Genomic DNA, 26062 nt, shown 5'->3' with positions numbered 1-26062 from the left:
CCATTCTAACATAAGCTTCGCTAAATCAATTTTAATTGATTATTACTTTGCTTCCTTAAAATATAAGATTTGGAAATAAAACCTTGCGTTTAAAAAATAATACAAGTTCTTTTTAGAACCACCCCGTCAAAAATTCTTTGAATTTTTGACACCCCTCCGGAGGAGGCGAATTTTCACTCTTCCCATTATAATTCTTCACAGAATTGGACATTTACTTTGGAATCTTTATTCTTTATTCTTTATTCTTTATTCTTTATTCTTTATTCTTTATTCTTTATTCTTTATTCTTTATTCTTTATTCTTTATTCTTTATTCTATCTTTTCCCACTTTAAAATATCTGCGTAATCTGTTTAATCTGCGAGATAATAAAAAATTATTCAAAATAAAAAGTGCCCGGTAAAATAACCAGACACTTCGAGTAATTAAAACTATATGAATCTTCCTAAGAATACTTTCGGCAGAGATACTCCACCGTGGTACTCAAAAGTTTATTTTTATTCAGATAGGCTTCCAGCTTCTGATAGTCTTCTGAATTCACATTAATATACAATTGTACCGAACCAAAACTATATCCGTTCACATATTCCACGTTTGCTGATAACACTCTATGACAGATCCCCATTTGATTATAGATGGTACTCATTAAATGTTCAAATTTCATTTTGCCATTCAATTCTATTTCCAATAATAATTCTTTTTTGGGCAGGCTCAGTGTATTTTGGAAAACCTGCAAACTAGGGTTAGGTGTAATCATTGCTAAACATTTTTTAGTTAAACATTCTCAGATCATATTTTGTTCTGCATTTAAATCTGTCACAAAAATATAAAAAAATATTAGTCCACAAAATTAGTAGACTAATATTTTTGAAAATTTAACAAAATAAAAGAAGCCATTATAGCTTCTCTAATTATTTTAAAAGATTGGAATATAGAAATTGTATACTAAAAATCAGCAAGTTAAAAGAATCAATAATATACTTTTATCAATTCTAATACTTCTAGATTTAATTAGCTCGATCTTCATAACTTAGATCGCCAATAATAACTTCCAAACTCCCTCTTCCATCTTCCAGACCAATTCAATCTAAGAAGATCTTAAAGCTCTCCTATCCTTTCTAGTTTTTCTGATCCTGCTAATCCATTGGGATTACAACCAGGCTCTCCTTCAGGAACTTTCAGATTTTTCTTGCCGTAAAAGTCTTCCCAAAATGTATTGATTTTTCCTGTTTTAGGATCTTTGAACGTCATAGGTTCCAATTTAAAAATGTGATCCTCCCGAAAAGCTCTTTCTACAAAATCTGAACAGTAATAAGAACTTTCATCTAAAATATAATTGAAGTTGTAAGGCTTCCCCAACATAGAATGTGCTTTTTCAATAGCAACAGGAATTGATTTCCGATATTCGGGCTTCAGGCGGTAGAGCACAATATGTTGCTGATCTTTTTTTTGATCCTCTACAAAGTCTTTTAAACTTTGCTTTTGTGAGCCTCCTTTTGGAGCTGCATGCAAAACAAATAATTTCTTTCCTTGCTTTTCCAAAATACCAATGTGATCGAAAGAGGCTATTTTTTGTGTTTGGGTAACATTATTAATAGCTCCGGACAACCCTGTTTCTTTAGCGGTAACAAAAAGTAAATCTCCGTTTTGAAGCTGAACTGTATTTTGATGAGCAGTACATTGAACCAAAAACAGTAACAATAAGCATAAAAGCCCTGCAATTCCAGCCTTTTTAATAATTTGCATTTTAAATTCTGACATCTAATTATTCTCTATCCGTCAAAATTACAAAATAGAATTCATTACATTTGTGAAGAATATTACCTCATCTTTACACCCACAAAACACTTCACCTATTCTTATGCCTCATATTTTATTAGTAGAAGACGATGACAGACTTTCTAAGCTTATTACAAAAGGGCTTCAGGAAGCTGAATTTGAAGTAAGCACAGCATATGATGGAGCAACAGGATTGAAACTGGCATTGCAAAAAAATTATGACCTGGTAGTCACCGATATTGTTCTCCCTAAAAAAAGCGGTCTTGAATTTTGTAATGAAATAAAAGCTTTGAAACCTAATCTTCCCGTGGTCATGCTTACAGCATTAGGAACAACAGATGATAAATTGGAAGGGTTTGATGCCGGAGCTGATGATTATATGACCAAACCTTTTGAAATGCGTGAGTTGGTGGCAAGAATCAATGTTCTGTTGAAGCGTTTTTCACAACAAAGACAACAAAAAATTTTTGTGCTTAAATATGAAGGTATTGAAATGAATCTGGAGCAAAAGACAGTAAGCAGAGATCAGGTTCCTATCAAGCTGACTCCTAAAGAGTTTAACCTACTCAAATTCATGATGGAAAATTCTGAAAAAGTACTTTCCAGAAGTGATATTGCAGAAAAAGTATGGGAAACTCATTTTGATACCGGAACCAACTTTATTGATGTATATATCAATTATCTGCGAAAAAAAATTGACAGAGATTTTGAAAATAAGCTCATCCATACTAAAGCCGGAATGGGTTTTATTCTGAAAAAAGGCTACGAAACGGGAAATATTTAATACAGTAAAGTGTAATTTTCTTCCATATGAAAATAAGAACAAGGCTTACACTGCTTTTTACATTAATTACTGCAATGCTTTTAAGCGTTTACAGTATCACCATTTATTATTCCTCCAAAGAAGCTAGGGAAAAGTCTTTCTACAGCGAGTTACAGAATGAGGCCATTGCCAAGGCCGATCTTTTTTTCCAAAGCTCATTACCGGAGCAGGAAATGCATAAATTGTATAGAAATAATAACAGAACTCTGAATGAAGTTCAGGTGGCGATCTATGATTCAAAAGATCAACTTGTTTATCATGATGATGCTAAAGTAGATTATGTAAAAGAAACACCGGAAATGCTTACTCAGATATTTGAGAAAAAGAAAATAAGCTTCTTTCTGGAAAATTTACAGGTTGTTGGGATGGTGTATCATCATAATGGAAATACTTATGCTGTTACCGCTGCTTCCTATGACAAATATGGATATGAATACCTTACTCACCTTCTCACAATCAGTATTGCTTCTTTCATCAGTATATTACTATTCATTTATCTGGCCGGGATATTCCTTTCCAAAAAAACTTTGAGTCCTCTGAGTGAAATGGTCAGCCAGATCAAAAAAATTACTGCCGGAAAATTGCAGCTACGCCTTAAAACCACCGGAGAAAAAGATGAGCTTAATGAACTTGCTCAGAATTTTAATGGAATGCTGGAACGTCTTGAGAATTCTTTTGATTCGCAAAAATATTTTGTTTCCAATATCTCACATGAACTTCGTACCCCATTATCCGCAATTATCACTGAATTGGAATTAGCTTCTGAAAAAGAACTGACTAAGGAAGAATATCAGTCGACTATTCAATGTGCTTTAGAGGATGCTCATAATATGGTTAAACTATCCAACAGCTTAATGGATCTCGCTAAGGCAAGTTATGATCCTAACGAAATCAGCTTCTCAGAAATACGAATTGATGAAGTTCTTCTGGAATCATATACTAAGATTATAAAAGAAAATCCAGCTTATAAAGTTTCCCTGAATATTGATGATACCGTAGAAGAACATCAGCTTATAACACAGGGAAATGAATATCTGTTGCAGGTTGCCTTTAATAATCTTATTGATAATGCTTGTAAATATTCACCCGAACATGTATGTTCTATAGACGTTAAAGCAGATACCGAAAAACTTTATGTCAGTTTTACCAATACTGGGATCACCATTTCTGCAGAAGATTTAGTTCACATTTTTGAACCTTTTTACAGAAGCGAAAACTCCAGAAAAGAAAAAGGGCACGGAATAGGACTTTTCCTTACTGAAAAAATCATTCATCTTCATCAGTCAACAGTTAAAGTTACCTCAGAAAATAATACAACTATTTTTATGGTGGTATTTGATATTGAGACAGCTTAATAACTAATTTTTCAAACCATTAAGAAGTATTAAGTGGTTAAGAGTATTATGAAGATATCTAAAGATATTTTAAAAGAATGCTTCATTCAGATTTATTTGAATCTTAACTTTTTTAAAATCTTACTACCTCTTAATGGTTTAAAAATACTGATATCTTTAGTTATGAGCCGTGGCCGTTTTATTGAAAACGGTAGTTCCAATACTAGCAGCAATTACACAACTAATAGAAATCCATTGAAGAAACGTAAGTTCCTCAGCAAGGAATAGCAATCCTGAAAGGGCAGCAAATGCTGGTTCCAAACTCATCAAGATACTGAATGTTTTTGCGGGAAGTTTTTTTAAAGCCAGCATTTCCAGGGAAAATGGTAAAGCACTCGACAGAATAGCTACTCCTAGCCCTTTTGCAAAGATGGTAGGTGTAAGATTGAAAACTGCACCATCCCATATTGTAAAAGGAATAATCACCAAACTGGCAAATATCATTCCCGTGGTCACGGCATCTTTACCGTCCATTATTTTAGAAACTTTTCCACCCATTACAATATAAAGAGCCCAGAATATCCCTGCCAGAAATGCTAATCCAAGCCCTAATAAATCTATATGATCACTATGCCAGGGAACAATAAGTAATATTCCTACACAAGCTAATAATGCCCAAACCACATCCAGGACTTTACGGGATAATGCCAATGCAAGAAATAAAGGTCCTGCAAATTCTACAGTAACAGCCAACCCAAGAGGAATCCTTTGAATAGCCATATAAAAAATAAGGTTCATGCAAGCCAATCCTACCCCGTACATCGCACAATATTTCCATTTTTGTGCATTAAATTGGGAAAATTTTGGTCGATTTATTAAGGTCAGCAAAATAGCTGAAAGTACAATTCTTAAAGTGACAGTTCCAATGGCTCCGATAGCCGGAAAAAGCTGTTTGGCAATAGATGCTCCACCTTGCACACAGATAATAGCTAAAAGCGTTGCAGGTATCGCGGTATTTAATTTTTTCATTTTTTTAATTTATAATTCATAAAAAACAGCCCTAAAACATGGAATTTTAGGGATAAAATAAGCACTTGTCTATAAATTATAAACTGCTGGGATCCATAATAAAAAGAGATTTACAGCAAATGTATTGAAATTTCACCTTAAAAGAGGGTTACAGATGAGAAGTAAATTGTTCATCTGTAACCATTGGCAGATCTGTTTCAATAAGAATCTAAAAATTGGTATTCTGTTAATCTCTGTTCTCCAAATTTGATTAAAATCTTCTGCTTAGTAGCCCATTTTTCGTAGGCTTATATAAAAGTGCAGCCTTAATCACCCCCATTCTCTCTGAAATAGAAGCAATTAATAATAACATCTGATGGGTAATTCTTATTTCAGAAATTTCACTGCAAGTTCTCTAATAGTTTTCTAATAACTTTCTAAAGCCTTTCTAACGGCTTTTCTTCATCAGTCACAATACCTTTGCAACAAAGAAAATCACTATGGATACTGATTCCTCCCATTATTACAACAACTAACATTCAGCAATATACTTTTCTGTATACGGTTGAGTGCCATAAAAACAGAAAAGTTATGAATACGTTAGAATTTACTCTTCGTCTCTTCACGGCATTCGCATTGGGTGCCAGCATAGGTTTTGAAAGACAATGGCGTCAAAAAAGTGCCGGTCTTCGAACCAATACTCTAGTATGTCTTGGCTCCGCAGCATTTGTTCTTCTTTCCATCCGGATCGGAGGTGATGCCACGGGCAGAATTGCTTCATATATCGTTAGTGGTATCGGCTTTCTGGGCGGTGGTGTCATTATGAAAGACGGTCTTACTGTAAGAGGTCTCAATACTGCTGCCACCATCTGGTGCTCTGCATCTGTAGGAGCTCTTTCCGCTTTAGGGCTTCCCCTCGAAGCCGCTATTACCAGTGGTTTTATTATCCTTACTCATCTTATTCTCCGTCCATTAGGGGTAAAACTAGGCAATAATATCAACAACAGAAATCATTACACCGAATATTTACTCAGTATCAAATGTAAAAGTGAAGTAGAAAATCATATCCGGGTACAGCTCATGCAGTCATTGAGCGGAAATGATAAAGTCCTGTTGAAATCTCTTACCAGCGATGATAATGGTGTTCCTGAAAATGCCATCATTACGGCAGAAGTTCATGCTTCCATTCCACAGGACAGTTTCATGGAAAAAACAGCAAGCAGGCTTACCATTGAAGATAAAGTCATCAAGGTAAGCTGGGAAATTATAGGAACTGAAAATGATTTATAATAATTAAAGCCATGTTAAAAAAATCTTCCAACAAAAATCTCAACTCAGCAGCTCTTGTTAAATTGAAAGAAGCTGCTTCAGAGAACGAAAAAATGGTTTACGCTATACTGGAAACTTCAGAAGAAGGTCTTAGCGAAAATACAGTAAAAGACCGTTTGAAAGTTTACGGTAAAAATGAAATTGCCACCCAAAAAGCCCCCTCGTGGCTGAAACAGTTTGCTCATTCTTTCTTTAATCCATTTAATTATATACTCGTTTGTATTGCTGTTATCTCTTTATTTATCGATGTAATTCTTGTTCCTGCAGGAGAAAAAGATCTTAGTACAAGTATTATTATTTCAATAATGCTTCTGTTCAGTACTATTTTAAGATTTATCCAGGAGTTTAAAAGCAATAAGGCAGCAGAAGCATTGAAAAAAATGGTAAAAACAAGCTGTCTTACCAAAAGAAAATATAAAGAAAATGAAGAAATAGAAATCACTGAAATAGTTCCCGGAGATATGGTGATCCTTTCTGCCGGAGATATGGTTCCTGCTGACTGCAGAATTTTGAAAAGTAAAGACCTTTTCATCAGTGAATCTATTCTTACAGGAGAAGCCCTGCCTGTTGAAAAGAATGCTTTTACAATTCGGGATGCAAAAAATAAAAATCCACTGACTCTTCAAAACATCTGTTTTATGGGAACCAATGTAGTGAGTGGATCAGCTACCGTTGTGGTTGTTAACACCAGTATTTTTACTTATTTCGGAAGCATCAGCAGAAGCCTTGCTTCTAAAAGACCTGAAACAGCATTTGATATCGGAGTCAACAAAGTAAGTTTTTTATTGATCCGATTCATGCTGGTTATGACTCCCATTATTTTTCTTATCAACGGATTGGTAAAAGGAGACTGGATGCAGGCTCTCTTATTCGCTATTGCTGTTGCAGTAGGGCTTACTCCTGAAATGTTGCCCATGATTGTTACCGCCAACCTAGCCAAAGGTGCGGTTAACATGAGTAAGAAAAAAGTAATCGTTAAAAGATTGAATGCCATCCAGAATATCGGAGCGATGGATATTCTCTGCACCGATAAAACCGGAACCCTTACTCTTGATAAAATTGTTCTGGAAACTCACCTCAACGTGCGCGGCCTTGAAGATGATGAAGTCTTAAAATGGGCTTACCTCAATAGTTTTCATCAAACCGGACTAAAAAACCTATTGGATCAGGCTGTTCTGGATCATGCAGAAGTTCATAATCTCATGAAAGCTGATGAACTCTATCTGAAAGTTGATGAAATTCCCTTTGACTTTGAAAGAAGAAGGATGTCTGTTATTCTGAATACCTCAAAAGGAAAACACCTGATGATTTCAAAAGGTGCCGTAGAAGAAATGCTTTCTTTATGTAAATATGCTTTAGATCCAGGCGATGATCACAGTCTTCATATTGAGAATGATAATATTATCCCATTAGATGATCTTATGAAAGAAAAAATCATCAGAATGTCTGAAAAACTCAATGCAGAAGGTCTTCGTGTTTTGCTTGTTGCCATCAGAGAATTTGAAGGAGATCATCCACTCAATTATTCTGTTGCAGATGAAAATCACCTTATCCTTACCGGTTTTATTGGATTTCTTGATCCTGCTAAACCTTCTGCAGAACCCAGTATCAAAGCCTTGCATAAATTAGGTATTGAAGTAAAAGTGATTACCGGAGACAATGATATTGTTGCTAAAAAAATATGTAATGATGTAGGCATTCCCATCAATACAATCATGCTTGGTGATCAACTGGAGGATATGAGCGATGAAGAACTCAGCAAAGATATGGATTTATATTCCGTTTTTGCCAAGGTAAGCCCATTACAAAAACAACGCATTGTAAAAATATTAAGATCCAAAGGTCATACTGTTGGATTTATGGGAGACGGAATCAATGATGCAGCTGCCATTAAAGAAGCAGATGTCGGAATTTCTGTAGATACCGGAGCAGACATTGCCAAAGAAAGTGCAGATATCATTCTGCTCGAAAAAGACTTAATGGTGCTGAGAAGCGGAGTTATTTATGGCCGCAGAACATTTGGTAATATTATTAAATATATAAAAATGACAGCTAGCAGCAACTTTGGAAATATGTTCAGTATGATTGGTGCCAGTGCATTGCTTCCCTTTCTACCAATGTTGCCTCTACAAATTTTGACTCAGAATCTGTTGTATGATATTTCACAATCTTCAATTCCTTGGGATACGATGGATAAAGATTTTCTGGAGCAACCCAAAAAATGGGAAGCCGATAGTATTAAAAAATTCATGCTATATATAGGCCCGTTGAGTTCCATTTTTGATTATGTGACATTTGCTGTGATGTACTTTATTTTCAAAGCCAACGCACCAGAGCAACAGAGTTTATTTCAGACCGGATGGTTTGTGGAAGGACTGTTGTCTCAAACCCTGATTGTTCATATTATCAGAACCAAAAAGATTCCATTTATCCAAAGCTGGGCTGCTGCACCAGTGGTAGCATTAACAAGCTTAATCATGTTGATCGGAATTATGATTCCTTTCACTCCATGGGCAGGATATCTGAAAATACAGCCTTTACCTTTCACTTATTTTCCTTACCTGATAGGAATTCTTACCGGGTATTGTATTCTTACCCAATTTGTGAAACAATGGTTTATTAAAAAATTCGGGCAATGGCTATAATCCCTTAGAGATTTCATCTTTTCTAATAGTTTTCTAATAGCATTCTAAAGGTTCTCTAACCAGCTATCAGAAAGGATGGAAATACTTTTGCAACGGCAAAAAATAAGTATTACAGGTATTCTAAACAAATATCACAATATATTGAAATAAAAATAAATTAGAATTAAATTAGTGGTTATAAACATCTTATATGAGAAAATCAGTATTCACAATAGTACTTTTGACATTTATTACCTCTTGTAAAAATCCCAAAAGTGAAGATTCTCAGGATCAGGATCTCCTGGTAAAGGGGGAGAATGTAATCGTCCCTGAAAACAATCCGGTATTAAAAAAAATAAAAACAGAAATAGTCTCTGAACAAGAACATAGTGACGGGGTAGTTTCTGCCGGAACAATTCAGGCCATTCCCAATCATTATGCAGAAATTGCCAGTCCATTCTCAGGAAGAATTACAAAGTCTTTCATTCGACTTGGACAAAATGTTTCGGCAAACAGTCCGCTTTTTGAAATACTTTCTTCTGATTATTTTTCTGTTCAGAAAGATTACACAGATGCATTGAACGATGTACAGCTTGCGGAGAAAAATTACAAACGTCAACAAGATCTGGTAAAACACGGAGTCGGTATCCAGAAAGAACTTGACGAGGCAGAAACAGATTTTAAAAATAAAAAAACATCATTGTCTAATGCTTCTTCTGCATTGAAGGTTTATAACAGTAAAGGCGGAGGTATCGGGAGTCCTCTTATTGTAAGAGCCCCAATTAATGGCGAAATTATTTCCAATAAAATTGTCAACGGTCAATTTCTTAAAAGTGATGCTGATCCTGTCATCATCATTGCAGAATTATCCAAAGTATGGATTTCAGGGGATGTAAAGGAAAAAGACATTCGTTTTGTCAATATCGGAGACCATGTTTCTGTAAAAGTAAGCGCTTATCCCGACAGAAATATTACCGGGAAAGTGTACCACATCAATGAAGTGGTAGATGAAAACACCCGAAGCATAAAAGTCCTTATTGAATGTGATAATCCGGATAGGAAATTAAAACCCGGCATGTATGCCACGGTTAATTTTGCTACTACTCCTGAAAAAACCATTATGATTCCAATCAGCGCATTAATGCAACAAGACAGTTCTCAATATGTGTGGATAAAAACGGGTAAGAATCAATTTGCCAAACGTTCGGTAACCACCGGAGAAACGGATCAGAAAATGGTAAGAATTACTTCCGGATTAAAAGTAGGTGATACCATTATGACCGAAGGCGGAATTTATATGCTGGATGCGAAATAGTGTACAATGAACTGATGTAAAAAAGTACAATACATATCCTTATACGTACTGTACACAATATCTATTAAGAACATGAAAAAACTTTTGACAATCTCTATACAGAAGAGGTGGCTGATGTTGGCACTCTTCCTTTTATTGGGGTTCTTTGGCTATTATTCCTGGACCAAATTATCCGTAGAAGCTTATCCTGATATTGCTGATGTAACTTCGCAGGTGGTTACCCAGGTTCCCGGATTGGCTGCTGAAGAAGTAGAACAACAAATTACCATTCCTTTGGAAAGAGCTCTTAATGGTCTCCCGGGAATGCATGTTATGCGAAGCAAAAGTACCTTCGGACTCTCTATGATTACCATGGTTTTTGATGATGGTATAGATGATTATTGGGCAAGACAGCGTATTCAGGAAAGACTTACGGATGTTACTCTTCCTTATGGAGCACAGCCTGGACTAGATCCTCTTACTTCTCCTGTTGGCGAAGTGTACCGTTATATTATTGAAAGTAATAATCACAGTTTGCGGGAGCTTACAGATTTACAAAAATTTGTAATCATTCCCCGTATCAAGCAGGTTTCCGGCATCGCAGATGTGACCAATTTTGGTGGGATTACCACTCAGTTTCAAGTAGAATTAGATCCTCACAAGCTTGAACAATATGGCCTTTCATTATCGGAAGTCACCGAAACCATTTCAAAAAATAATGTAAGCGCCGGGGGAAGCATGCTTCCTCGTGGAAACTTAGCCTACGTTATTCGAGGAATAGGTCTTGTGAAAGATCTAAATGACCTTGGGAAAATTGTAGTAAAAACAGAAAATGGTGTTCCGGTATTCCTGAATGATGTAGGAACATTGAAATACGGAAACCTGGAACGAAAAGGAATTCTGGGATATACAGACCGAAAGAGAAACTATCCGGAAAGTGTAGAAGGTATCGTTTTATTATTGAGAGGGCAAAACCCATCCCAGGTATTGGAAGGTGTTCATCAAGCTATTGACGAACTAAACAATGAAACCCTTCCTCCTGGTGTAAAAATTCACCCTTTCCTTGACAGAACAGATCTTGTAAGTACTACGCTTCATACAGTTTCTCATACGCTTACTGAAGGAATTGTACTTGTTATTATTGTCCTGATCGTATTTCTGGGAAGTTGGAGAGGTGCTTTATTGGTAGCTATCACCATTCCGCTTTCTTTATTATTTGCATTTATTTTAATGCATTTTACCAATATTCCGGCTAACCTTCTTTCATTGGGAGCTATTGATTTTGGAATTATTGTAGACGGAGCCATTGTAATGCTGGAAACAATTCTGAAAAAAAGAGAGGAAAATTCTGAAGAACCATTAGAAGAAAAAACAATTACACAAAGGGTGATTGAAGTGGCAAAACCTATCTTCTTTTCTACGATTATCATTATTACAGCTTATCTTCCATTATTTGCCTTCGAAAGAGTAGAGAAAAAGCTCTTTACTCCCATGGCATTTACAGTAGGATATGCTCTATTGGGTGCTCTTGCTGTAGCATTGCTCCTTATTCCAGGTTTAGCTTATGTGATCTATCGAAAACCACAAAAAATATATCACAACAAGTGGCTTGAAAAAGTAAGCACAGCCTATGGTAAAAGAATTGAAAAAATAATGCAAACCCCTAAAAAAGTAATGATCCCGGTCACTATCGTTTTATTATCTGCCGGAGTACTTTCTTATACTGTAGGAAAAGACTTCCTTCCGGAACTGGATGAAGGTTCTATATGGCTGCAGGTACAGTTACCTCCAGGCATTTCTCTAGCCAAAGCAAAAGAAATGAGTGATACCTTACGCGCCAGGACATTGAAACATTCGGAAATCACTTATATGATGGTTCAGGCTGGCCGTAACGATGACGGAACTGATCCATGGACGGCTTCTCATTTTGAAGTTTCTGTGGGAATAAAGCCTTATGATGAATGGCCATCCGGGAAAACGAAAGCTGATCTTATCAAAGAATTAGCTGCTGATTACAAAGAAATGCCAGGGTTTACAGTAGGTTTCTCTCAACCTATGATTGACGGAGTAATGGATAAAATTTCCGGAGCACACAGTGAATTGGTGGTAAAGGTATATGGAGAAGATTTCAAAGAAACCAGAAGAATTGCTGAAAATGTGTTGTCTACTTTAAATAAAGTTCCGGGCTCTGCAGACCTTGCCATTGACCAGGAACCTCCACTGCCTCAGCTTCAAATCATTGCAGACAGGGATAAAATCGCTCAATATGGATTGAATGTAGCCGATGTGGCCGACCTTATTGAAGTTGCTTTAGGTGGAAAAGCAATCTCGCAGATCTTTATCGGCAATAAAGTCTACGATATTTCTTGTCGTTACACTGAAGACAGCCGTGATACTCCTGATAAAATAGGAAACCTGATGTTAACCTCAGCTTCAGGAGCTAAAATCCCTTTATCTCAAGTAGCAGAAGTAAAATTAAGCACCGGAGAAAGTACAATTACCCGCGAAATGAATAAGAGACATCTTACCGTAAAATTGAATTTAAGGGGAACAGACCTTTCTTCTTTCCTGAAAAAAGCTCAGGACAAGATTGAAAAAGACATCAAATATGATCATGAAAAGTACCAGATCAAATGGGGTGGACAGTTTGAAAACCAAAATAGGGCTTATTCCAGATTGGCATTCATTGTTCCGCTGGCATTAGCTATTATGTTCCTGCTATTATATGGAGCTTTCGGAGACTTCAAACAAGCATTGGTATTAATGTCTATTGTTCCGCTGGCTTTGTTTGGAGGTATGCTTGCCCTTAATATACGTGGAATGTCTTTGAACGTATCTTCAGCTGTAGGATTTATTGCCCTTTTTGGAGTCGCCATTCAGAATGGAGTGATTATGATTTCTCATATCAATGACCTTCGTAAAAAAGGATATGAGCTGAAACTTGCCGTAACAAAAGGAGCTAAAGATCGTTTTAGACCAGTATTAATGACAGCAACTGTTGCGGTAATCGGACTGTTTCCTGCTTCATTAGCTACCGGAATTGGCTCGGATGTACAGCGGCCTCTTGCAACTGTAATCGTATACGGTTTAATGTTCTCGACTATTTTAACACTCTTCGTTCTTCCTGCTATTTATTTTATGGCAGAACGTCGTAACGAAAAACAAAATTTAGAATCAGATGAAGCACTTACATATGAAAATTAGAGTTCACTTTATCATAATAGTGACCTTATTACTCAGCGTAACCAATAAGGTAAAGGCACAAGAAAAGGAAATTCTGAATTTTGAGGAATATCTGAGTCTTGTCGGAAAGAAAAATCTGGGATATGCCGCTCAAAAATACAATATAGGTATGGCTGAAGCTGCAATTCAAACGGCAAGTATGTTTCCCGATCCGCAATTGGAGATGGAAACCACCAACAATGGCGTTGCAAAGAATATGGGATATGTATACGGAGCATCTTTGGGTTGGACATTAGAATTAGGTGGTAAAAGAAAAGCAAGAATAAACCTGGCTAAAGATCAATCAGAATTAAGTAAAATTCAATTGCAGGATTTTTTCAGAAATCTACGGGCTGACGCTAGCTTAGGATATGTAGATGCTTTAAAATCTAAAGCCATTCTAGAAGTACAACAGGATTCTTATAAAAACATCCTGCAGCTTGCCAAGTCAGACAGTATCCGATATCGATTAGGAACAATTTCTTTAGTTACTTCAAAACAAAGTAAGCTGGAAGCGGCTTCTCTTCTCAACGAGGTATACCAGGCTGAAAGTGCAGAACTACAAGCATTGACTGGGCTAGCTGTATTTCTCAATGATGGTAAAATAACAAATAGAGAGATCGCCGGAGATTTTAATGCCTTTAACAGAGATTTTAATATTGATGATCTTCTGATTCAGGCATTAAATACAAGGGCAGATCTACTGGCAGCTAAACAGAATACACAAGTTGCCAAAAGGCAGATCAATCTTGAAAAAGCAAACCGAAAAATAGACCTTGGAATCAATGCCGGAGCAGAGCGCCACACTGAAGCAACGAATGAAATTGCTCCTTCCCCAACGGTAAATGCAGTAAAACTAGGGCTTAGCATCCCTTTAAAATTTTCTAACAGAAGAAATGCAGGCGTAAAAATAGCTGAAATGGCACATTCTCAGGCAGAACTTGAATATCATCAGATAGAACAGGGAATACAAGCCGAAGTAATGCAAGCCTATCAACAATATATGGCCACTCAAAAACAGGTAAAACAATTTCATAACGGAATGCTTACGGAAGCAAAAAGCATATTGGAAGGCATTACCTATAGTTACAAAAGGGGAGAAAGTTCCATTCTCGAAGTCCTTAATGCTCAAAGAACCTACAATGGAGTAAGAAAAGATTATTATCAGGCTCTTGCAGATAATGCAACAGCTTTGATCGAACTTGAACGCAGAGCAGGAATCTGGGATATTAATTTTTAAGAGATGGGAAGTTGGATGCAAGAATATGGAAGCTGATCAAGTCGGAAAATAACTCGAACACCTATTAATTAACCTTTCAAAATTGAGAATATTTTCCATCAAAAGACTGAAAGAAGTCAGTAACACAAAAATACTTCCAACTCCCCTCCTCCAGCTTCCTTTCCTCAACAATATAAACCAAATGACATTAGTCTTCCTCATTCAAAAAAAGCCCTGAGATCTGTATGATTCAGGGCTATTTTTTAAGATGAAAGATTTTACTATCAAAAGACTAGAAGATGTCAGTAAAACTACAAGAACTTCCTTCTTCCAGCTTCCCATCTTCTCCTCATTACCTTTTATACTGTGATTCATAAATTCCAATCCAATCTTCTACCGTCATTTTTCCACTCAGCTCAGCAATTAATTCAAACGGAATATCTTCCGTTTTTTTGAAACGTACACAAGATTTCCCCATGTCAAGTTTTCTTTTGGAATATTTAGGATATTCTGCCACAAACCAATCCAAAAGCTCCGGTCTGGAATACAATCCCATGTGATATAATGCTATAAAATTCTTTTGTGAGGCCAGATTAATAAATGGCAAAGGAGTGTTGGGAGCACAATGGTATCCTGCCGGATAGGTTTTCAACGGTACTACCCAGCCTATCATTCCATAATTGGTTGCTTCTTCAAAACCTTTGGGAAGGTTAATTTTAATTGCATCAAAAAGCTTTTTGAAGCTCTCTCGTCTTTCCTCAGGGATCTTTGAAATATAGTCTTCTACAGAGGTGGATAAAATTTGCATTTTCAGTGAGTTTTAAAAGTTTAAATTAAGAAAAAATATTGATTATTAGATAGGAAGTTGGATTCATCATTTCAAGACTTTAGAGACTTTCTCCTTCCAGTATCATGCTTATTTACCAAAAAAAGCAGCGATACAAGAATGTACCGCCGCTCCACTTTATTTACACTAAAAAAATTATTTCTTGATGGTTTTTACAGTAGAATGAGATCCATCTTTAAAGTAAAGAGTCACAAAATACAACCCTGAATTCAATCTGCTTAGATCCAGTTCTTTTACAGAACCTTCAACTGTTTTCACTGTTCTTCCTGTAGTATCTGTTACTGTTACAGATTTAATATCTCTTGTATCGGATATATACAAAATATCTTTGAATGGATTAGGATGAACGGATGCTTTTTTCACCTTATGATCTACTTCTGAAGTACTCAGCTGAGCATTTTCGACGGTAAAATCATCTATATAGAAATTATAATCAAGTCCTCCGTTTGTAGAACCGGTACTTCCATAAAAAGCAAATACGGTATTGCCACTAGTATAGTTGGCAAGATCAAAAATATATTCATTAGAAGTATTAGAAGGTGCATTAGATGCATCCCATGTTTGTAGTATACTCCATGTACTTCCATTATCATTGGAGATAAGGAAATGAACCACATCATCGCTATCCATCGCCGAAGAGGCAGTCCCGGAATACGTTGTTACCGCATAATTAAACTTCACTTTATATCCACCTCCGGAAAGATTAAAAGCTACCGTTTTCAGCCATCCCGATTTATTAGCGCCATACAAATTCATACGTGCAGCAGCATTGGATGAACCATTTAAGAAATTATATTGATACCAATAAGTAGATGTTCCCGAAGGCCCTACGTCTGGAGTTCCTCCCGAAAGAGCATTTGTCCAACAATTTCCAGGGAAAGAGCTAAAATCATTAGTATATGAAGGAACTATTGAACCACATAATGTTGTAAATGATTTAACGAGAGACCATGCACTCTTACTTGTTGCTGTACTACAATTGGCCCTTACCCAATAATAATACATTGTACTCGGTGATAAATTGTTAAGAGTATAAGAAGTTCCCGCCACATTTGAGTGATTAGGATTTACGTTACTGGCAGGTACTGAAGAACTTGTACTATAATAAATATCATAACTTGTAGTTTGGTTGCTTGCAGGCACAGTCCAAGAGATTTGTGCTGAACTTGAGGTTAATGAAGTTGCTGCATTCGTTGTTGGAGCAATACAATCGGTATATGCATCTACCGAAATAGCAAAAATATTAGGAATTCCCGAACCTGAACTTTTTGTGACCGTAACACTTTGTATAGGCTTTGTCTGATTGGCCGCATCAATATTCATAACAGCCTGATATAATCTTGGATTAGTACTATTAGGTTCTAACGTATTATTATCCCTATTGATCCTTCCAATTCCCTGAATAGCAGCATTATTTCCGCCATACCAATCAGAGAGGCTGATATTAGAAAATGTTTGAGTGGTACTATCTGTAAAATTTACCGTTACATTAACTACTGATGTTCCACTCCCACTCGTCAAAAGCATATACAACTTAAAAGCTGCTGTTGGAGTCGTAAATGCAAGAGTTCCATTGTCTCCCGCTGTTGTCAGTTTTAAAGAATTATTAGCACTTAAATCTCCTAACTGATAGGTAAGCCCTGGCGTAGAAGCCACTGCAGAATTGATTATCCCATTTGTTGGAATTCCATAAGTAAGATCAGAACTGGTAGAGGTAAGTTTAAAATCTCTTGCCACAAAAGCAAAAGATACCCCGTCTACATCCGATGTGGTGGAAGTTAATGCTGATCCTATTCCATTCGCGATCACATCTTGTGTAAACCCAGATGTAATGGGCATGGGTTGAAAATTTTGAGCCTTTATAGAGGCTGCTGACAGAAGAGCAATTGCAGGAAGTACTCTAAAAAATAAACTTATTGTCATTTTATTTATATTTAAATCGAAAATTAAGAAAAATATTAACATAAATAACTTATTTTTAATAAATATTCAGCAATTAATTAAAATAAACTCAGTATTAATATTCAAAACTTTAAAATGATATGTTTTGCAAGGGGATGATAAGCCGTTTCTTCTTATTCTTAATTTTATTATTGAGAAATTAAATCCTATTTTTGTCATACAAATTTTTGAACAATGCCGAATATTTCAAACAGAGCACTGCATATGCCGCCATCGCCGGTAAGAAAACTGGTTCCCTTTGCGTTACAAGCAAAACAAAAAGGAATAAAAGTATATCATCTTAATATCGGACAGCCTGATATTGAAACTCCGGAAACAGCATTAAACGCTTTAAAGAACATCGATCTTAAAGTATTGGAATATGCACTTTCTGAAGGTAATTTAGATTATAGAAAAGCCCTTACGGAATATTATCATTCTTTAGGTTTTTCAGATCTTACTCCAGACAACTTTATTGTTACCAATGGTGGTTCTGAAGCGCTCAACTTTGCCATTTCAACACTGTGTGATGATGGTGATGAAGTCATTATCCCTGAACCTTACTATGCTAATTACAATGGATTCACAAGCACATTCGATGTAAACGTAGTAGCAGTTTCATCTACCATTGACACAGGTTTCGCCTTGCCACCCATTGAAGAATTTGAAAAAAAGATCACAGAAAAAACAAGAGCTATCATCATCTGTAATCCAGGTAATCCTACAGGATACCTTTATACTCGTGAAGAGCTTAAAAAATTAGCTGAGATTGCTTTAAAATACGACATTGTCATTATCTCTGATGAAGTATACAGAGAATATGTATACGACGGAAAACAACAGATATCTATTCTTGATTTCCCTGAACTAAAAGAGAACTGCATCGTTATCGATTCAGAATCCAAGCGTTATTCTATGTGTGGAGTAAGAATCGGATGTATGGTAACCCGTTCTCAAAAAATCCGTAACGCTGCCATACTTTTTGCACAGGCAAGATTAAGCCCGGTTCTTTTGGGGCAAATTGCAGCGACAGCAGCTCACCAGAATGATGGAGCCTATATCAGAGCGGTAAGAGAAGAATACACCCACAGAAGAAATATTTTAGTAGACCTTTTAAATGCAATTCCAGGAGTTATCTGCCCTAAGCCAAGAGGTGCATTCTACTGCGTTGCTGAACTTCCGGTAGATGATACTGAAAAATTCGCACAATGGTTACTTGAATCGTATTCGCTTAACAAAGAAACAATCATGGTAGCCCCTGCCGGAGGTTTCTACAGCAATCCTGAATTAGGTAAAAAGCAGGTAAGAATCGCTTATGTACTGAAAGAAGAAGATCTTAAAAGAAGTGTTGAAATTCTAAAAGATGCTTTAAAAAAGTATAGAGAAGAATTTAGCCTATAAAAAATAAATGATGCCGACACCAAAAAATACACGTCTGAAAATACTATTTTCGATCTTTTTGCTGTCGGCATTTTTTTCCTGTGACAATAAAAAATCTGAAAAACCTGTTACCAAAGGAAATCCGAATGAGATTACTTTTATTGGGATCTCCAATATCGGAGGAAATCAGGGATATTACAGAATCATAAAAATCACCAAGGATTCGATTGCTGCAGAAAAAGGAACTACTTCCAATAAAGCACACAAAACTTGGGCTTCAGGTATCAATAGCGATACATGGAAACAACTTACCTCATCCATTAAAGTTAAAGACCTAGACCACATTAAAAGCTCTCCAAGCCAACAATCGGTGGATAGAATAGATGAAACGTTTCAAATCCGTACTCCTAAAAAAGCTCATATTTACGTCAATTCATTTGTTGACACCATTCACTATAAGCAATTTCAACAGCTTAAAGAACAATTAGACAAAATTCTTCCCAAAGAATACAAATAAAACATGCAAGAAAATTTTTCCTTAAAGCCTTACAATACATTCGGCGTTGATGCTAAAGCAAAATACTTTATTGAAATCAACAGCATTGAAACTTTAAAAGATGCTCTTAGTTTCTCAAAAGAAAAATCACTCCCTCTTTTATTCTTAGGAGGCGGAAGCAATATACTGCTGACAAAAGATTTTGACGGCCTTGCCATTAAACTTAACGTAAAAGGAATTACTCAGAAAGACCTCAACGAAAACGAAGTTCTTATTACGGCAAAAGCAGGAGAAAACTGGCATGAATTCGTGATGTATTGTTTAGAAAAAAATTATGGCGGATTGGAAAATCTATCATTGATTCCTGGAAATGTAGGAACTTCCCCTATGCAAAATATCGGAGCCTATGGAACAGAAATCAAGGATGTATTTGTAAACTGCCTGGTATTGGACATGGAAAATCTTGAACTTAAAACTTTCGGTCTTGAAGAATGTAGGTTTGGATACAGAGATTCCATCTTCAAACAGGAAGGAAAAGGAAGATATATCATCTTGGAAGTTACTTTTAAACTCACTAAAAAAGAACATCATATTAAAACAGAATATGGTGCTATTATTTCCGAACTTGAAAATCTTGGAATCACCAATCCTACCATTCAAAATGTTTCCCAAGCTGTAATCAATATCAGACAAAGTAAACTACCTGATCCTAAGAAGATCGGAAATGCGGGAAGCTTTTTCAAAAATCCAACCATCCCTTTATCACAGTTTGAAGAATTGAAACAGAAATTCGAAAATATTCAGGGATATCCTAACGGAAATAGGGTAAAAGTTCCGGCCGGATGGCTCATCGAACAGTGCGGATGGAAAGGTAAGCAAATCGGAAATGTAGCCTCCCACAAACTTCAATCTTTGGTCATCATCAATGCAACAGGTAATGCAACAGGTAAAGAAATCTTTGATTTTTCTACTGAAATCATCAACTCCGTCAAAGAAAAGTTCGGAATAGAACTTGAGCGAGAGGTGAATATTATATAACATTTGCTTCAGATTATATAACAGAATTCCGGGCATTTTCCGGAATTTTACATTCTTATTTTAATTTATTCTAAATAATCATTGTTTAGCGTTATTATATTTTATAATTTCGCGGTCTGCTTATTTAGAATAAATAAAAATGACTAGATCTTTACTTTTTGTTTTCTTTTCCATTTTCACTGTACAGCTGGTACAGGCACAAAGTGAAAAATCTCAATTGAACATTACTGTATTCGACGAAAACAACAAAGAATTAGAAGGGGCTTCTGTTACCATCAATCAAACCTCTTTAACTACTGACAAAAACGGACATACAGATCTTTCTATTTCCAATGGAAAATATCACCTGAAAGTTCTTCATCCTAATTTTCAGGAAAAAGAACTGAACATCAATCTTACTGCTACTCACAATATTATTATTAAGCTTCAGCCAGTTAATAAGTTGGAAGAAGTTGTTGTATTTTCTAAGGAAAGTAAAGGTCTGACTACAAAATCAGTGATTGACAGACAGGCTATGCAGCATCTACAGCCTTCCAGTTTCTCCGATCTTATGGAACTTCTTCCTGGTGGACTATCAAAAACACCGGTCTTAAATTTAACTAACAAAGCTACTCTTCGGGAAAATACTGCCGGCTATACCGGGAATGAATACAATACCTCATCTCTTGGAGTGCAATTCATGATTGATGACAATATCATCAACTCCAACTCAGACATGCAGGTTTCAGTAGACAACAGGCAATTTTCTGAAGGCCCTAAATATAGAGAAACGGCAACTTCAGGAGTTGATATGAGAACCATTTCCACCAATGATATTGAAAAGGTAGAAGTCATTCGTGGTATCCCTTCTGCAGCCTATGGAGACCTTACCTCGGGATTGATCAAAATTGAACGTAAAATAAACGCTTCTCCTCTACAGGCAAGATTTAAAGCCGATGGTTTCAGTAAACAATATTATCTGAGCAAAGGTTTTAAGATTAATGATAAATGGCAGTTAACTGCAGGTGCAGATTTTCTGGATTCTAAATCTAATCCTACTGATGATTTTGAAACCTATCAGCGTATTACTGCTTCCATCCGTTCAAAGAAAATTTCAACGCTATGGTCAAGACCTCTAGAATGGAGATCAACTATTGATTTCTCTACCAATATTGACAATAAAAAATATGATCCGGACAATGGCTATCCTTCCACTGATAAATATGAATCTAATAATAAGAGAATCAGTTTAACCAATAACTTTATGTATCAGCTTGATAAAAACTCTTTTTTCAACAAATTAACTTTAAATACAGCTATTCGACAGGGATTTGAAAAAATAGAACAGGTAAAACTGATTCAATTATCAGGACCAAGATCTTTTTCCCTTGCCACGGAACAAGGAGAAAATGTGGGTTATTTTCCTGATCTCCGCTATATCACAGAGTTTTCTACAGAAGGAAAACCTTTAGACATCACCGCTTTCTTCCAGGTAAACGGCACCAAGAAAACCTTCGGAATTACTCACCAATACGAAGCCGGACTGGACTGGAAATATTCAAAAAATAATGGTCGAGGGCTTCAATATGATATGAAAACCCCACCTTCTGCGAACACAGGAATTACAAGACCAAGACCTTACAATGCCATCCCGGCATCCAATCTGCTGGCTGCTTTTATAGGTGATCAGATGAGCTATGCTATCAATCAGCATAAATTCACTTTATATGCGGGTTTAAGACTATCAAAAAACCTGGGCATCGACAACTCTTATGCAATCAGTAAAAAAGTCTTTGCAGAACCGAGATTAAATTTCCAATACAGCCTTCCCCATCTTATGATCAATGATTATCCTTTAAAGACAGACGTTACTTTAGGATATGGTCTTTTCTACAAACAACCAACTCTATTGATGCTTTATCCCAACAACGAATATTGGGATTATACTCAACTGAATTACTATCATAATGATGCACAATACCGATATGTAAACTTCATGACCTATGTTCAGTCGAAAGAAAATAAAGAGTTGCAGGCTGCAAAAAGCATCAAAAAAGAAATCCGTTTAGATCTTTCTTACAGAAATCATGAATTCTTTATGACTTACTTTAAAGAAAGCATGACCAACGGTTTCCGTACGATGGATCAAACAGCTGCGCATACGTATAAGCAATATGACCCTACAAAAGTGGATATCACCCAATGGACTCCCAATGGGCCAGATTTAACGAATGTTCCTTATGAAGTTAAAACTATTTTTGGAGCCTATTCCACTACAGAAAACGGAAGTGAAACATTGAAACAGGGTATTGAATTCGGTTATACATCACCAAGAATCAAAACAATCAATACAAGGTTTACTTTTACCGGAGCATGGTTTAGATCCCAATACAGAAATTCTACACCTATTATCTTTAAGCCTTCAGCAAATATTGGCTCAGACATATTCCCTTATTATGGAATCTATAAGAATGACAACGGATATGTTAATTCGAATATCAACTATAACCTGCTTATTGATACTTATCTTCCAAGTCTAGATCTTATTGTTTCAGCGTCTGTACAAGGAAGCCTGTATGACCATAGCAGAAATGACAGAAGAATCGCAGAACCTGTTGCTTATTATGGTCTGGATGGTGTGGTACATCCTTTTACAGAAGCCGATAAGACTGATATCTACAAGCAATGGCTGGTAAGAAATGTCTCTGTGTCTGATAATATGGATAGACTTTACACTTTTACAATGACAGGAAACATAAAAATCACCAAAAGTATTTACAAAGCACTTCGCGCCTCTTTATTTGTCAACAGACTTTTCAACTACAGTGCTCCATATACATTCAATAATGTAAAGGTGTACAGAAAAAGGATGAATACACCTTATTTCGGAATGGAATTAAACTACAATTTTTAAAATATAAAAAGTAAATAACATGAAAAAAAGATTTCTACTATTAAGTTTTGTAGCCATGATGGGAACTGCATTTACAGTAACTTCATGTACTAATGATGAGTTCGGAGTACAGTCTGGACAAAATGGTGTATTAACTCTATCTTTTACAGGAGAGAATATTTCCATCTATGAAACACTGGATATTGAAGTAATAGAAGTAAACAGCGGAGCTATCACCAGAAGGAAAAGTCAAAAGGCAAGTGCTATCTCCATAGAACTGCCTTATGGTTCTTATAAGATTACTGTCAATGGTAAAGTCATCACCAATCAGCTTGAAACCACCGATGCTGCCGGAAAAGCCACTGTAGATCTCACTAAGATGGCTACCAATGTTACAGTACCTTTATTCTTCAAAACATTTCATGAAGATTTTATTATTGAAGAGGTATTTTTTACAGGAATAAAGACTCAGGATGGTAAAAACTATAATTCAGGACGTTATTTTAAAATTGTTAACAATACGGATAAAGTATTATATGCGGATAACTTGATTATCGGGCAATCACAATTCTTAACTACCGAAGATGATAATCCTACCCCTTATGATGTCAATCAATATTTTGGAGTAAAAGGCGTTCTGATTCTACCTACAGATACAAAAGATCCTACTAAGAAAATATATCCTGTAGAACCTGGAGACTTTATTGTGGTAGCTGATAATGCTATTAATCACAAAGCTCAAACAAGTACAGCCTACGATCTCCATAATGCAGATTTTGAGTTTCCATCAACAGTTCCTGCATTAGGACAGGTTGATAATCCTGATGTTCCAAATGCTGATTTGGCTTTTACAACAGCCAACAAAATGTTTATCATGCATAACAGAGGATTTGAAAGCTATGTGATTGCTCGTTTCCCGGCCGGAGAATCAAAAACTACTTTTCTTCAAAATCGCAAATATGATTTCAGTTACATCAATTCTGCCGGAACTGTTACAAAAAGAAGTGTTTATTCTATTCCTAATTCATGGATTATAGATGCAGTTAACAATAGTGTGCCTACAAAGTTTTTTCACACATTAACTTCACCAAGCATCGATGCTGGATGGACTTCTGCAGGTTCAATAGATAGTGATCCAAATCGTTTCGGAAAGTCTGTTAGACGTAAAATTGTTGGAAAAATGATAGGAAATAAGAATCTTTATATGGATACGAACAATTCAACTAATGATTTCGTTAAAGACTCTGAACCAAGCTTAAAAAATGGTATTGTTCATTAAAAATAGTATTATCCCTTTCAATATATTATGCTAAGTAGAAAAACAATTTTCTTTCTGTTGTTGGCCAATCTGTGTTTTCTTTCTGTGAAAGCACAGGACAGCATCAGTCTTTTTAAGACGATCAACAATCAATATGATACGGAAAGAAGTTTTAAAAATAATCTTTTTAACAATCCAGCTTCTATGTTGGGTTACAGCCCAGTTTCATTTTCAGAATTTAGGGTGGGCTACCATAACCATGATAAGAAAGCCTACCGTCACCAATTAGGAAACGGTGACAAAGGTTTAACTATTGAAGCTCAATCATTTCAAAAGTTGAAACCTAATCGCTATGTCTGGGGAAACGCAAGCTATCAAAACCTTAAAACAGGACTTGTAAGATGGAATGAATCATTGGATTATGATCGCGTAGCCCCTTATACCACCGTAGATTCTGCGGGTGGAAAACTCAATACAGAAAGGTATCAGTTTACCGGAGGATATTTGCAAAAATGGAATAAATGGATCTTTGCAGCTCAGATAAGCTATCTTGCTCAAATGGGATTCCGAGCTAAAGATCCAAGGCTAAAAAGTACAACTTCTGATCTCAATATCAAAGCAGGGGCGAACTACAAACTGTTTAAAGAATATCAAATAGGAATATTTGGTGAGTTCAGTAAATACACCCAAAACAGTTCCCTTACTTTCCAAAGTTTATTGGGAAGACCGTTTGTATACCAGATGACCGGCTTTGGGTTTTCAAATTACCTTTTTAACGGAAGTGCCAATCCTAACGTTACTTTTGAAGAATCTGCCTATAAAGGAGGCTTACAGATCATGAACAGACTGGGTAAGGATTTTTACCTTCAGGCTGTTGTAGGAAAATCTAATAATATTAAAAGCTATGTCAATAGTCCGTCTTCCAACTTATATTATGATCTTTCCGATCTTGAGAATAAAACCTTTGAAGTGGAAGGTGCAAAATTTTTCAATATTAATGAGAAAAACCGTTTTGGGGTTTTAGCCAGCTTCATCTCTTCTGTAAAAACAGGCTATGAATACGGATACTCACTGAATACGTCAAGTTTACAGCAGATCTATAAAAGAAAATCGTATCGTAAGGAAGACTATACTACTGCTATAAAAGGTTTCTACCAATATAATCAGGAAACTTTCTCCATTACAGCAACTCCGTTCTTCGCATATGAAGAAATCAAAGAAAGAAGACTATACCCTGCCGCCGGACAAAAGTTTACTTACTGCTACTTTGGAATTAATGCAGATTATAAACAGCAGATCAAAGAAATCAAATACTTACTGTACAACCTTATTTCTCTCAAAGAATGGTTGGAAATAGCGTAAATGCTTTAACGACCTCCGGATATTCATCTGTAGATGCTTGGATTATGGAAGATCATATTTTCCAGGCCAGTGATATTACAACTTTCGGAGCGGCTGTACGATATGATTTTAAGCTTAAAAAACTTCCTGCATTCTTTATAGGAGCGCAATATCAGTCTCAAAAGATTCAGAAAAAAAACAATAATTTTGCGGCAGCAAACATAGGGATAACGTTTTAAAAATGAAAAAACTAATATAT

At 36.0% G+C, this 26062-nt stretch carries 19 protein-coding genes; 14 read left to right on the top strand and 5 right to left on the bottom strand.

All coding sequences use genetic code 11. The annotated features are described in order from the left end of the window. Window positions 1–443: 443 nt before the first annotated feature. The gene (locus tag QWZ06_RS04175) at window positions 444–755 is read right to left on the bottom strand and encodes an NIL domain-containing protein (protein WP_290295892.1); all 312 of its coding nucleotides are present in this window, start codon (window positions 753–755) and stop codon (window positions 444–446) included. A gap of 341 nt (window positions 756–1096) precedes the next feature. After that, window positions 1097–1759 (bottom strand): YiiX/YebB-like N1pC/P60 family cysteine hydrolase, encoded by a 663-nt coding sequence (locus QWZ06_RS04170; protein ID WP_290295890.1) that lies wholly within the window; start codon window positions 1757–1759, stop codon window positions 1097–1099. Window positions 1760–1859: 100 nt separating this feature from the next. Between QWZ06_RS04170 and QWZ06_RS04165 the strand changes: the two genes are divergently transcribed. Then, complete coding sequence (locus QWZ06_RS04165; RefSeq protein ID WP_290301294.1) at window positions 1860–2561, top strand: response regulator transcription factor; 702 nt, start codon at window positions 1860–1862, stop codon at window positions 2559–2561. Between the two features lie 26 nt (window positions 2562–2587). Then, entirely contained in the window at window positions 2588–3955 is a 1368-nt protein-coding gene (locus QWZ06_RS04160; RefSeq protein WP_290295886.1) for a HAMP domain-containing sensor histidine kinase, read from the top strand. Window positions 3956–4111: 156 nt separating this feature from the next. Here the strand turns inward: QWZ06_RS04160 and QWZ06_RS04155 are convergent, their stop codons facing one another. Continuing rightward, window positions 4112–4963 carry an EamA family transporter gene (locus tag QWZ06_RS04155; protein WP_290295885.1) on the bottom strand — a complete coding sequence of 284 codons (852 nt, stop codon included), beginning with the start codon at window positions 4961–4963 and terminating at the stop codon, window positions 4112–4114. Window positions 4964–5533: 570 nt separating this feature from the next. Here QWZ06_RS04155 and QWZ06_RS04150 point away from each other — a divergent pair. The 5 genes from QWZ06_RS04150 (at window position 5534) to QWZ06_RS04130 (ending at window position 14651) form a co-directional block, all read left to right on the top strand. Beyond that, the gene (locus QWZ06_RS04150; RefSeq protein ID WP_290295883.1) at window positions 5534–6232 is read left to right on the top strand and encodes an MgtC/SapB family protein; all 699 of its coding nucleotides are present in this window, start codon (window positions 5534–5536) and stop codon (window positions 6230–6232) included. Window positions 6233–6243: 11 nt separating this feature from the next. Continuing rightward, a complete protein-coding gene (mgtA, locus tag QWZ06_RS04145) occupies window positions 6244–8916 on the top strand; it encodes a magnesium-translocating P-type ATPase (RefSeq protein ID WP_290295882.1) in 2673 nt (890 codons plus the stop codon). Window positions 8917–9106: 190 nt separating this feature from the next. Beyond that, window positions 9107–10210, top strand: coding sequence for an efflux RND transporter periplasmic adaptor subunit (locus QWZ06_RS04140; protein WP_290295881.1), 1104 nt, complete (start codon window positions 9107–9109; stop codon window positions 10208–10210). A gap of 72 nt (window positions 10211–10282) precedes the next feature. Then, window positions 10283–13393 carry an efflux RND transporter permease subunit gene (locus QWZ06_RS04135; protein ID WP_290295880.1) on the top strand — a complete coding sequence of 1037 codons (3111 nt, stop codon included), beginning with the start codon at window positions 10283–10285 and terminating at the stop codon, window positions 13391–13393. Further along, entirely contained in the window at window positions 13368–14651 is a 1284-nt protein-coding gene (locus QWZ06_RS04130; protein ID WP_290295878.1) for a TolC family protein, read from the top strand. Before QWZ06_RS04135 ends, QWZ06_RS04130 begins: the two co-directional genes overlap by 26 nt. A gap of 331 nt (window positions 14652–14982) precedes the next feature. Here QWZ06_RS04130 and QWZ06_RS04125 read toward each other — a convergent pair whose 3' ends face one another. Both QWZ06_RS04125 and QWZ06_RS04120 read right to left on the bottom strand, forming a co-directional pair. Further along, complete coding sequence (locus QWZ06_RS04125) at window positions 14983–15438, bottom strand: DUF1801 domain-containing protein (RefSeq protein WP_290295876.1); 456 nt, start codon at window positions 15436–15438, stop codon at window positions 14983–14985. 174 nt (window positions 15439–15612) lie between these two features. Continuing rightward, window positions 15613–17400 (bottom strand): T9SS type A sorting domain-containing protein, encoded by a 1788-nt coding sequence (locus tag QWZ06_RS04120; RefSeq protein WP_290295874.1) that lies wholly within the window; start codon window positions 17398–17400, stop codon window positions 15613–15615. Window positions 17401–17613: 213 nt separating this feature from the next. Between QWZ06_RS04120 and QWZ06_RS04115 the strand changes: the two genes are divergently transcribed. From QWZ06_RS04115 to QWZ06_RS28125, 7 genes are all read left to right on the top strand, one after another. Beyond that, entirely contained in the window at window positions 17614–18819 is a 1206-nt protein-coding gene (locus QWZ06_RS04115) for a pyridoxal phosphate-dependent aminotransferase (protein ID WP_290295872.1), read from the top strand. 7 nt (window positions 18820–18826) lie between these two features. Beyond that, complete coding sequence (locus QWZ06_RS04110; RefSeq protein WP_290295870.1) at window positions 18827–19315, top strand: hypothetical protein; 489 nt, start codon at window positions 18827–18829, stop codon at window positions 19313–19315. 3 nt (window positions 19316–19318) lie between these two features. After that, window positions 19319–20332 (top strand): UDP-N-acetylmuramate dehydrogenase, encoded by a 1014-nt coding sequence (gene murB / locus QWZ06_RS04105; protein ID WP_290295868.1) that lies wholly within the window; start codon window positions 19319–19321, stop codon window positions 20330–20332. Window positions 20333–20471: 139 nt separating this feature from the next. Continuing rightward, entirely contained in the window at window positions 20472–23225 is a 2754-nt protein-coding gene (locus QWZ06_RS04100; RefSeq protein ID WP_290295865.1) for a TonB-dependent receptor, read from the top strand. 19 nt (window positions 23226–23244) lie between these two features. Next, the gene (locus QWZ06_RS04095; RefSeq protein WP_290295863.1) at window positions 23245–24483 is read left to right on the top strand and encodes a DUF4876 domain-containing protein; all 1239 of its coding nucleotides are present in this window, start codon (window positions 23245–23247) and stop codon (window positions 24481–24483) included. 27 nt (window positions 24484–24510) lie between these two features. Then, complete coding sequence (locus QWZ06_RS04090) at window positions 24511–25824, top strand: DUF6850 family outer membrane beta-barrel protein (RefSeq protein WP_290295861.1); 1314 nt, start codon at window positions 24511–24513, stop codon at window positions 25822–25824. Beyond that, window positions 25806–26042 carry a DUF6850 family outer membrane beta-barrel protein gene (locus tag QWZ06_RS28125; RefSeq protein ID WP_290295860.1) on the top strand — a complete coding sequence of 79 codons (237 nt, stop codon included), beginning with the start codon at window positions 25806–25808 and terminating at the stop codon, window positions 26040–26042. Before QWZ06_RS04090 ends, QWZ06_RS28125 begins: the two co-directional genes overlap by 19 nt. The last annotated feature ends 20 nt before the right edge of the window (window positions 26043–26062 follow it).

It is taken from the genome of Chryseobacterium tructae, assembly GCF_030409875.1.
Classification (GTDB): domain Bacteria; phylum Bacteroidota; class Bacteroidia; order Flavobacteriales; family Weeksellaceae; genus Chryseobacterium; species Chryseobacterium tructae.
The sequence above is the reverse complement of the archived record's forward strand: the minus strand, read 5'-3'. Positions and strand labels throughout refer to the sequence as shown.

Coding starts and splice junctions, on each gene's coding strand:
- QWZ06_RS04135 (WP_290295880.1), top strand. CDS start 10,283: ATGAAAAAACTTTTGACAATCTCTATACAGAAGAGGTGGCTGATGTTG.
- QWZ06_RS28125 (WP_290295860.1), top strand. CDS start 25,806: ATGGTTGGAAATAGCGTAAATGCTTTAACGACCTCCGGATATTCATCT.
- murB (WP_290295868.1), top strand. CDS start 19,319: ATGCAAGAAAATTTTTCCTTAAAGCCTTACAATACATTCGGCGTTGAT.
- QWZ06_RS04130 (WP_290295878.1), top strand. CDS start 13,368: ATGAAGCACTTACATATGAAAATTAGAGTTCACTTTATCATAATAGTG.
- QWZ06_RS04160 (WP_290295886.1), top strand. CDS start 2,588: ATGAAAATAAGAACAAGGCTTACACTGCTTTTTACATTAATTACTGCA.
- QWZ06_RS04115 (WP_290295872.1), top strand. CDS start 17,614: ATGCCGAATATTTCAAACAGAGCACTGCATATGCCGCCATCGCCGGTA.
- QWZ06_RS04100 (WP_290295865.1), top strand. CDS start 20,472: ATGACTAGATCTTTACTTTTTGTTTTCTTTTCCATTTTCACTGTACAG.
- QWZ06_RS04125 (WP_290295876.1), bottom strand. CDS start 15,438: ATGCAAATTTTATCCACCTCTGTAGAAGACTATATTTCAAAGATCCCT.
- QWZ06_RS04170 (WP_290295890.1), bottom strand. CDS start 1,759: ATGTCAGAATTTAAAATGCAAATTATTAAAAAGGCTGGAATTGCAGGG.
- QWZ06_RS04150 (WP_290295883.1), top strand. CDS start 5,534: ATGAATACGTTAGAATTTACTCTTCGTCTCTTCACGGCATTCGCATTG.
- QWZ06_RS04175 (WP_290295892.1), bottom strand. CDS start 755: ATGATTACACCTAACCCTAGTTTGCAGGTTTTCCAAAATACACTGAGC.
- QWZ06_RS04110 (WP_290295870.1), top strand. CDS start 18,827: ATGATGCCGACACCAAAAAATACACGTCTGAAAATACTATTTTCGATC.
- QWZ06_RS04095 (WP_290295863.1), top strand. CDS start 23,245: ATGAAAAAAAGATTTCTACTATTAAGTTTTGTAGCCATGATGGGAACT.
- QWZ06_RS04120 (WP_290295874.1), bottom strand. CDS start 17,400: ATGACAATAAGTTTATTTTTTAGAGTACTTCCTGCAATTGCTCTTCTG.
- mgtA (WP_290295882.1), top strand. CDS start 6,244: ATGTTAAAAAAATCTTCCAACAAAAATCTCAACTCAGCAGCTCTTGTT.
- QWZ06_RS04165 (WP_290301294.1), top strand. CDS start 1,860: ATGCCTCATATTTTATTAGTAGAAGACGATGACAGACTTTCTAAGCTT.
- QWZ06_RS04140 (WP_290295881.1), top strand. CDS start 9,107: ATGAGAAAATCAGTATTCACAATAGTACTTTTGACATTTATTACCTCT.
- QWZ06_RS04090 (WP_290295861.1), top strand. CDS start 24,511: ATGCTAAGTAGAAAAACAATTTTCTTTCTGTTGTTGGCCAATCTGTGT.
- QWZ06_RS04155 (WP_290295885.1), bottom strand. CDS start 4,963: ATGAAAAAATTAAATACCGCGATACCTGCAACGCTTTTAGCTATTATC.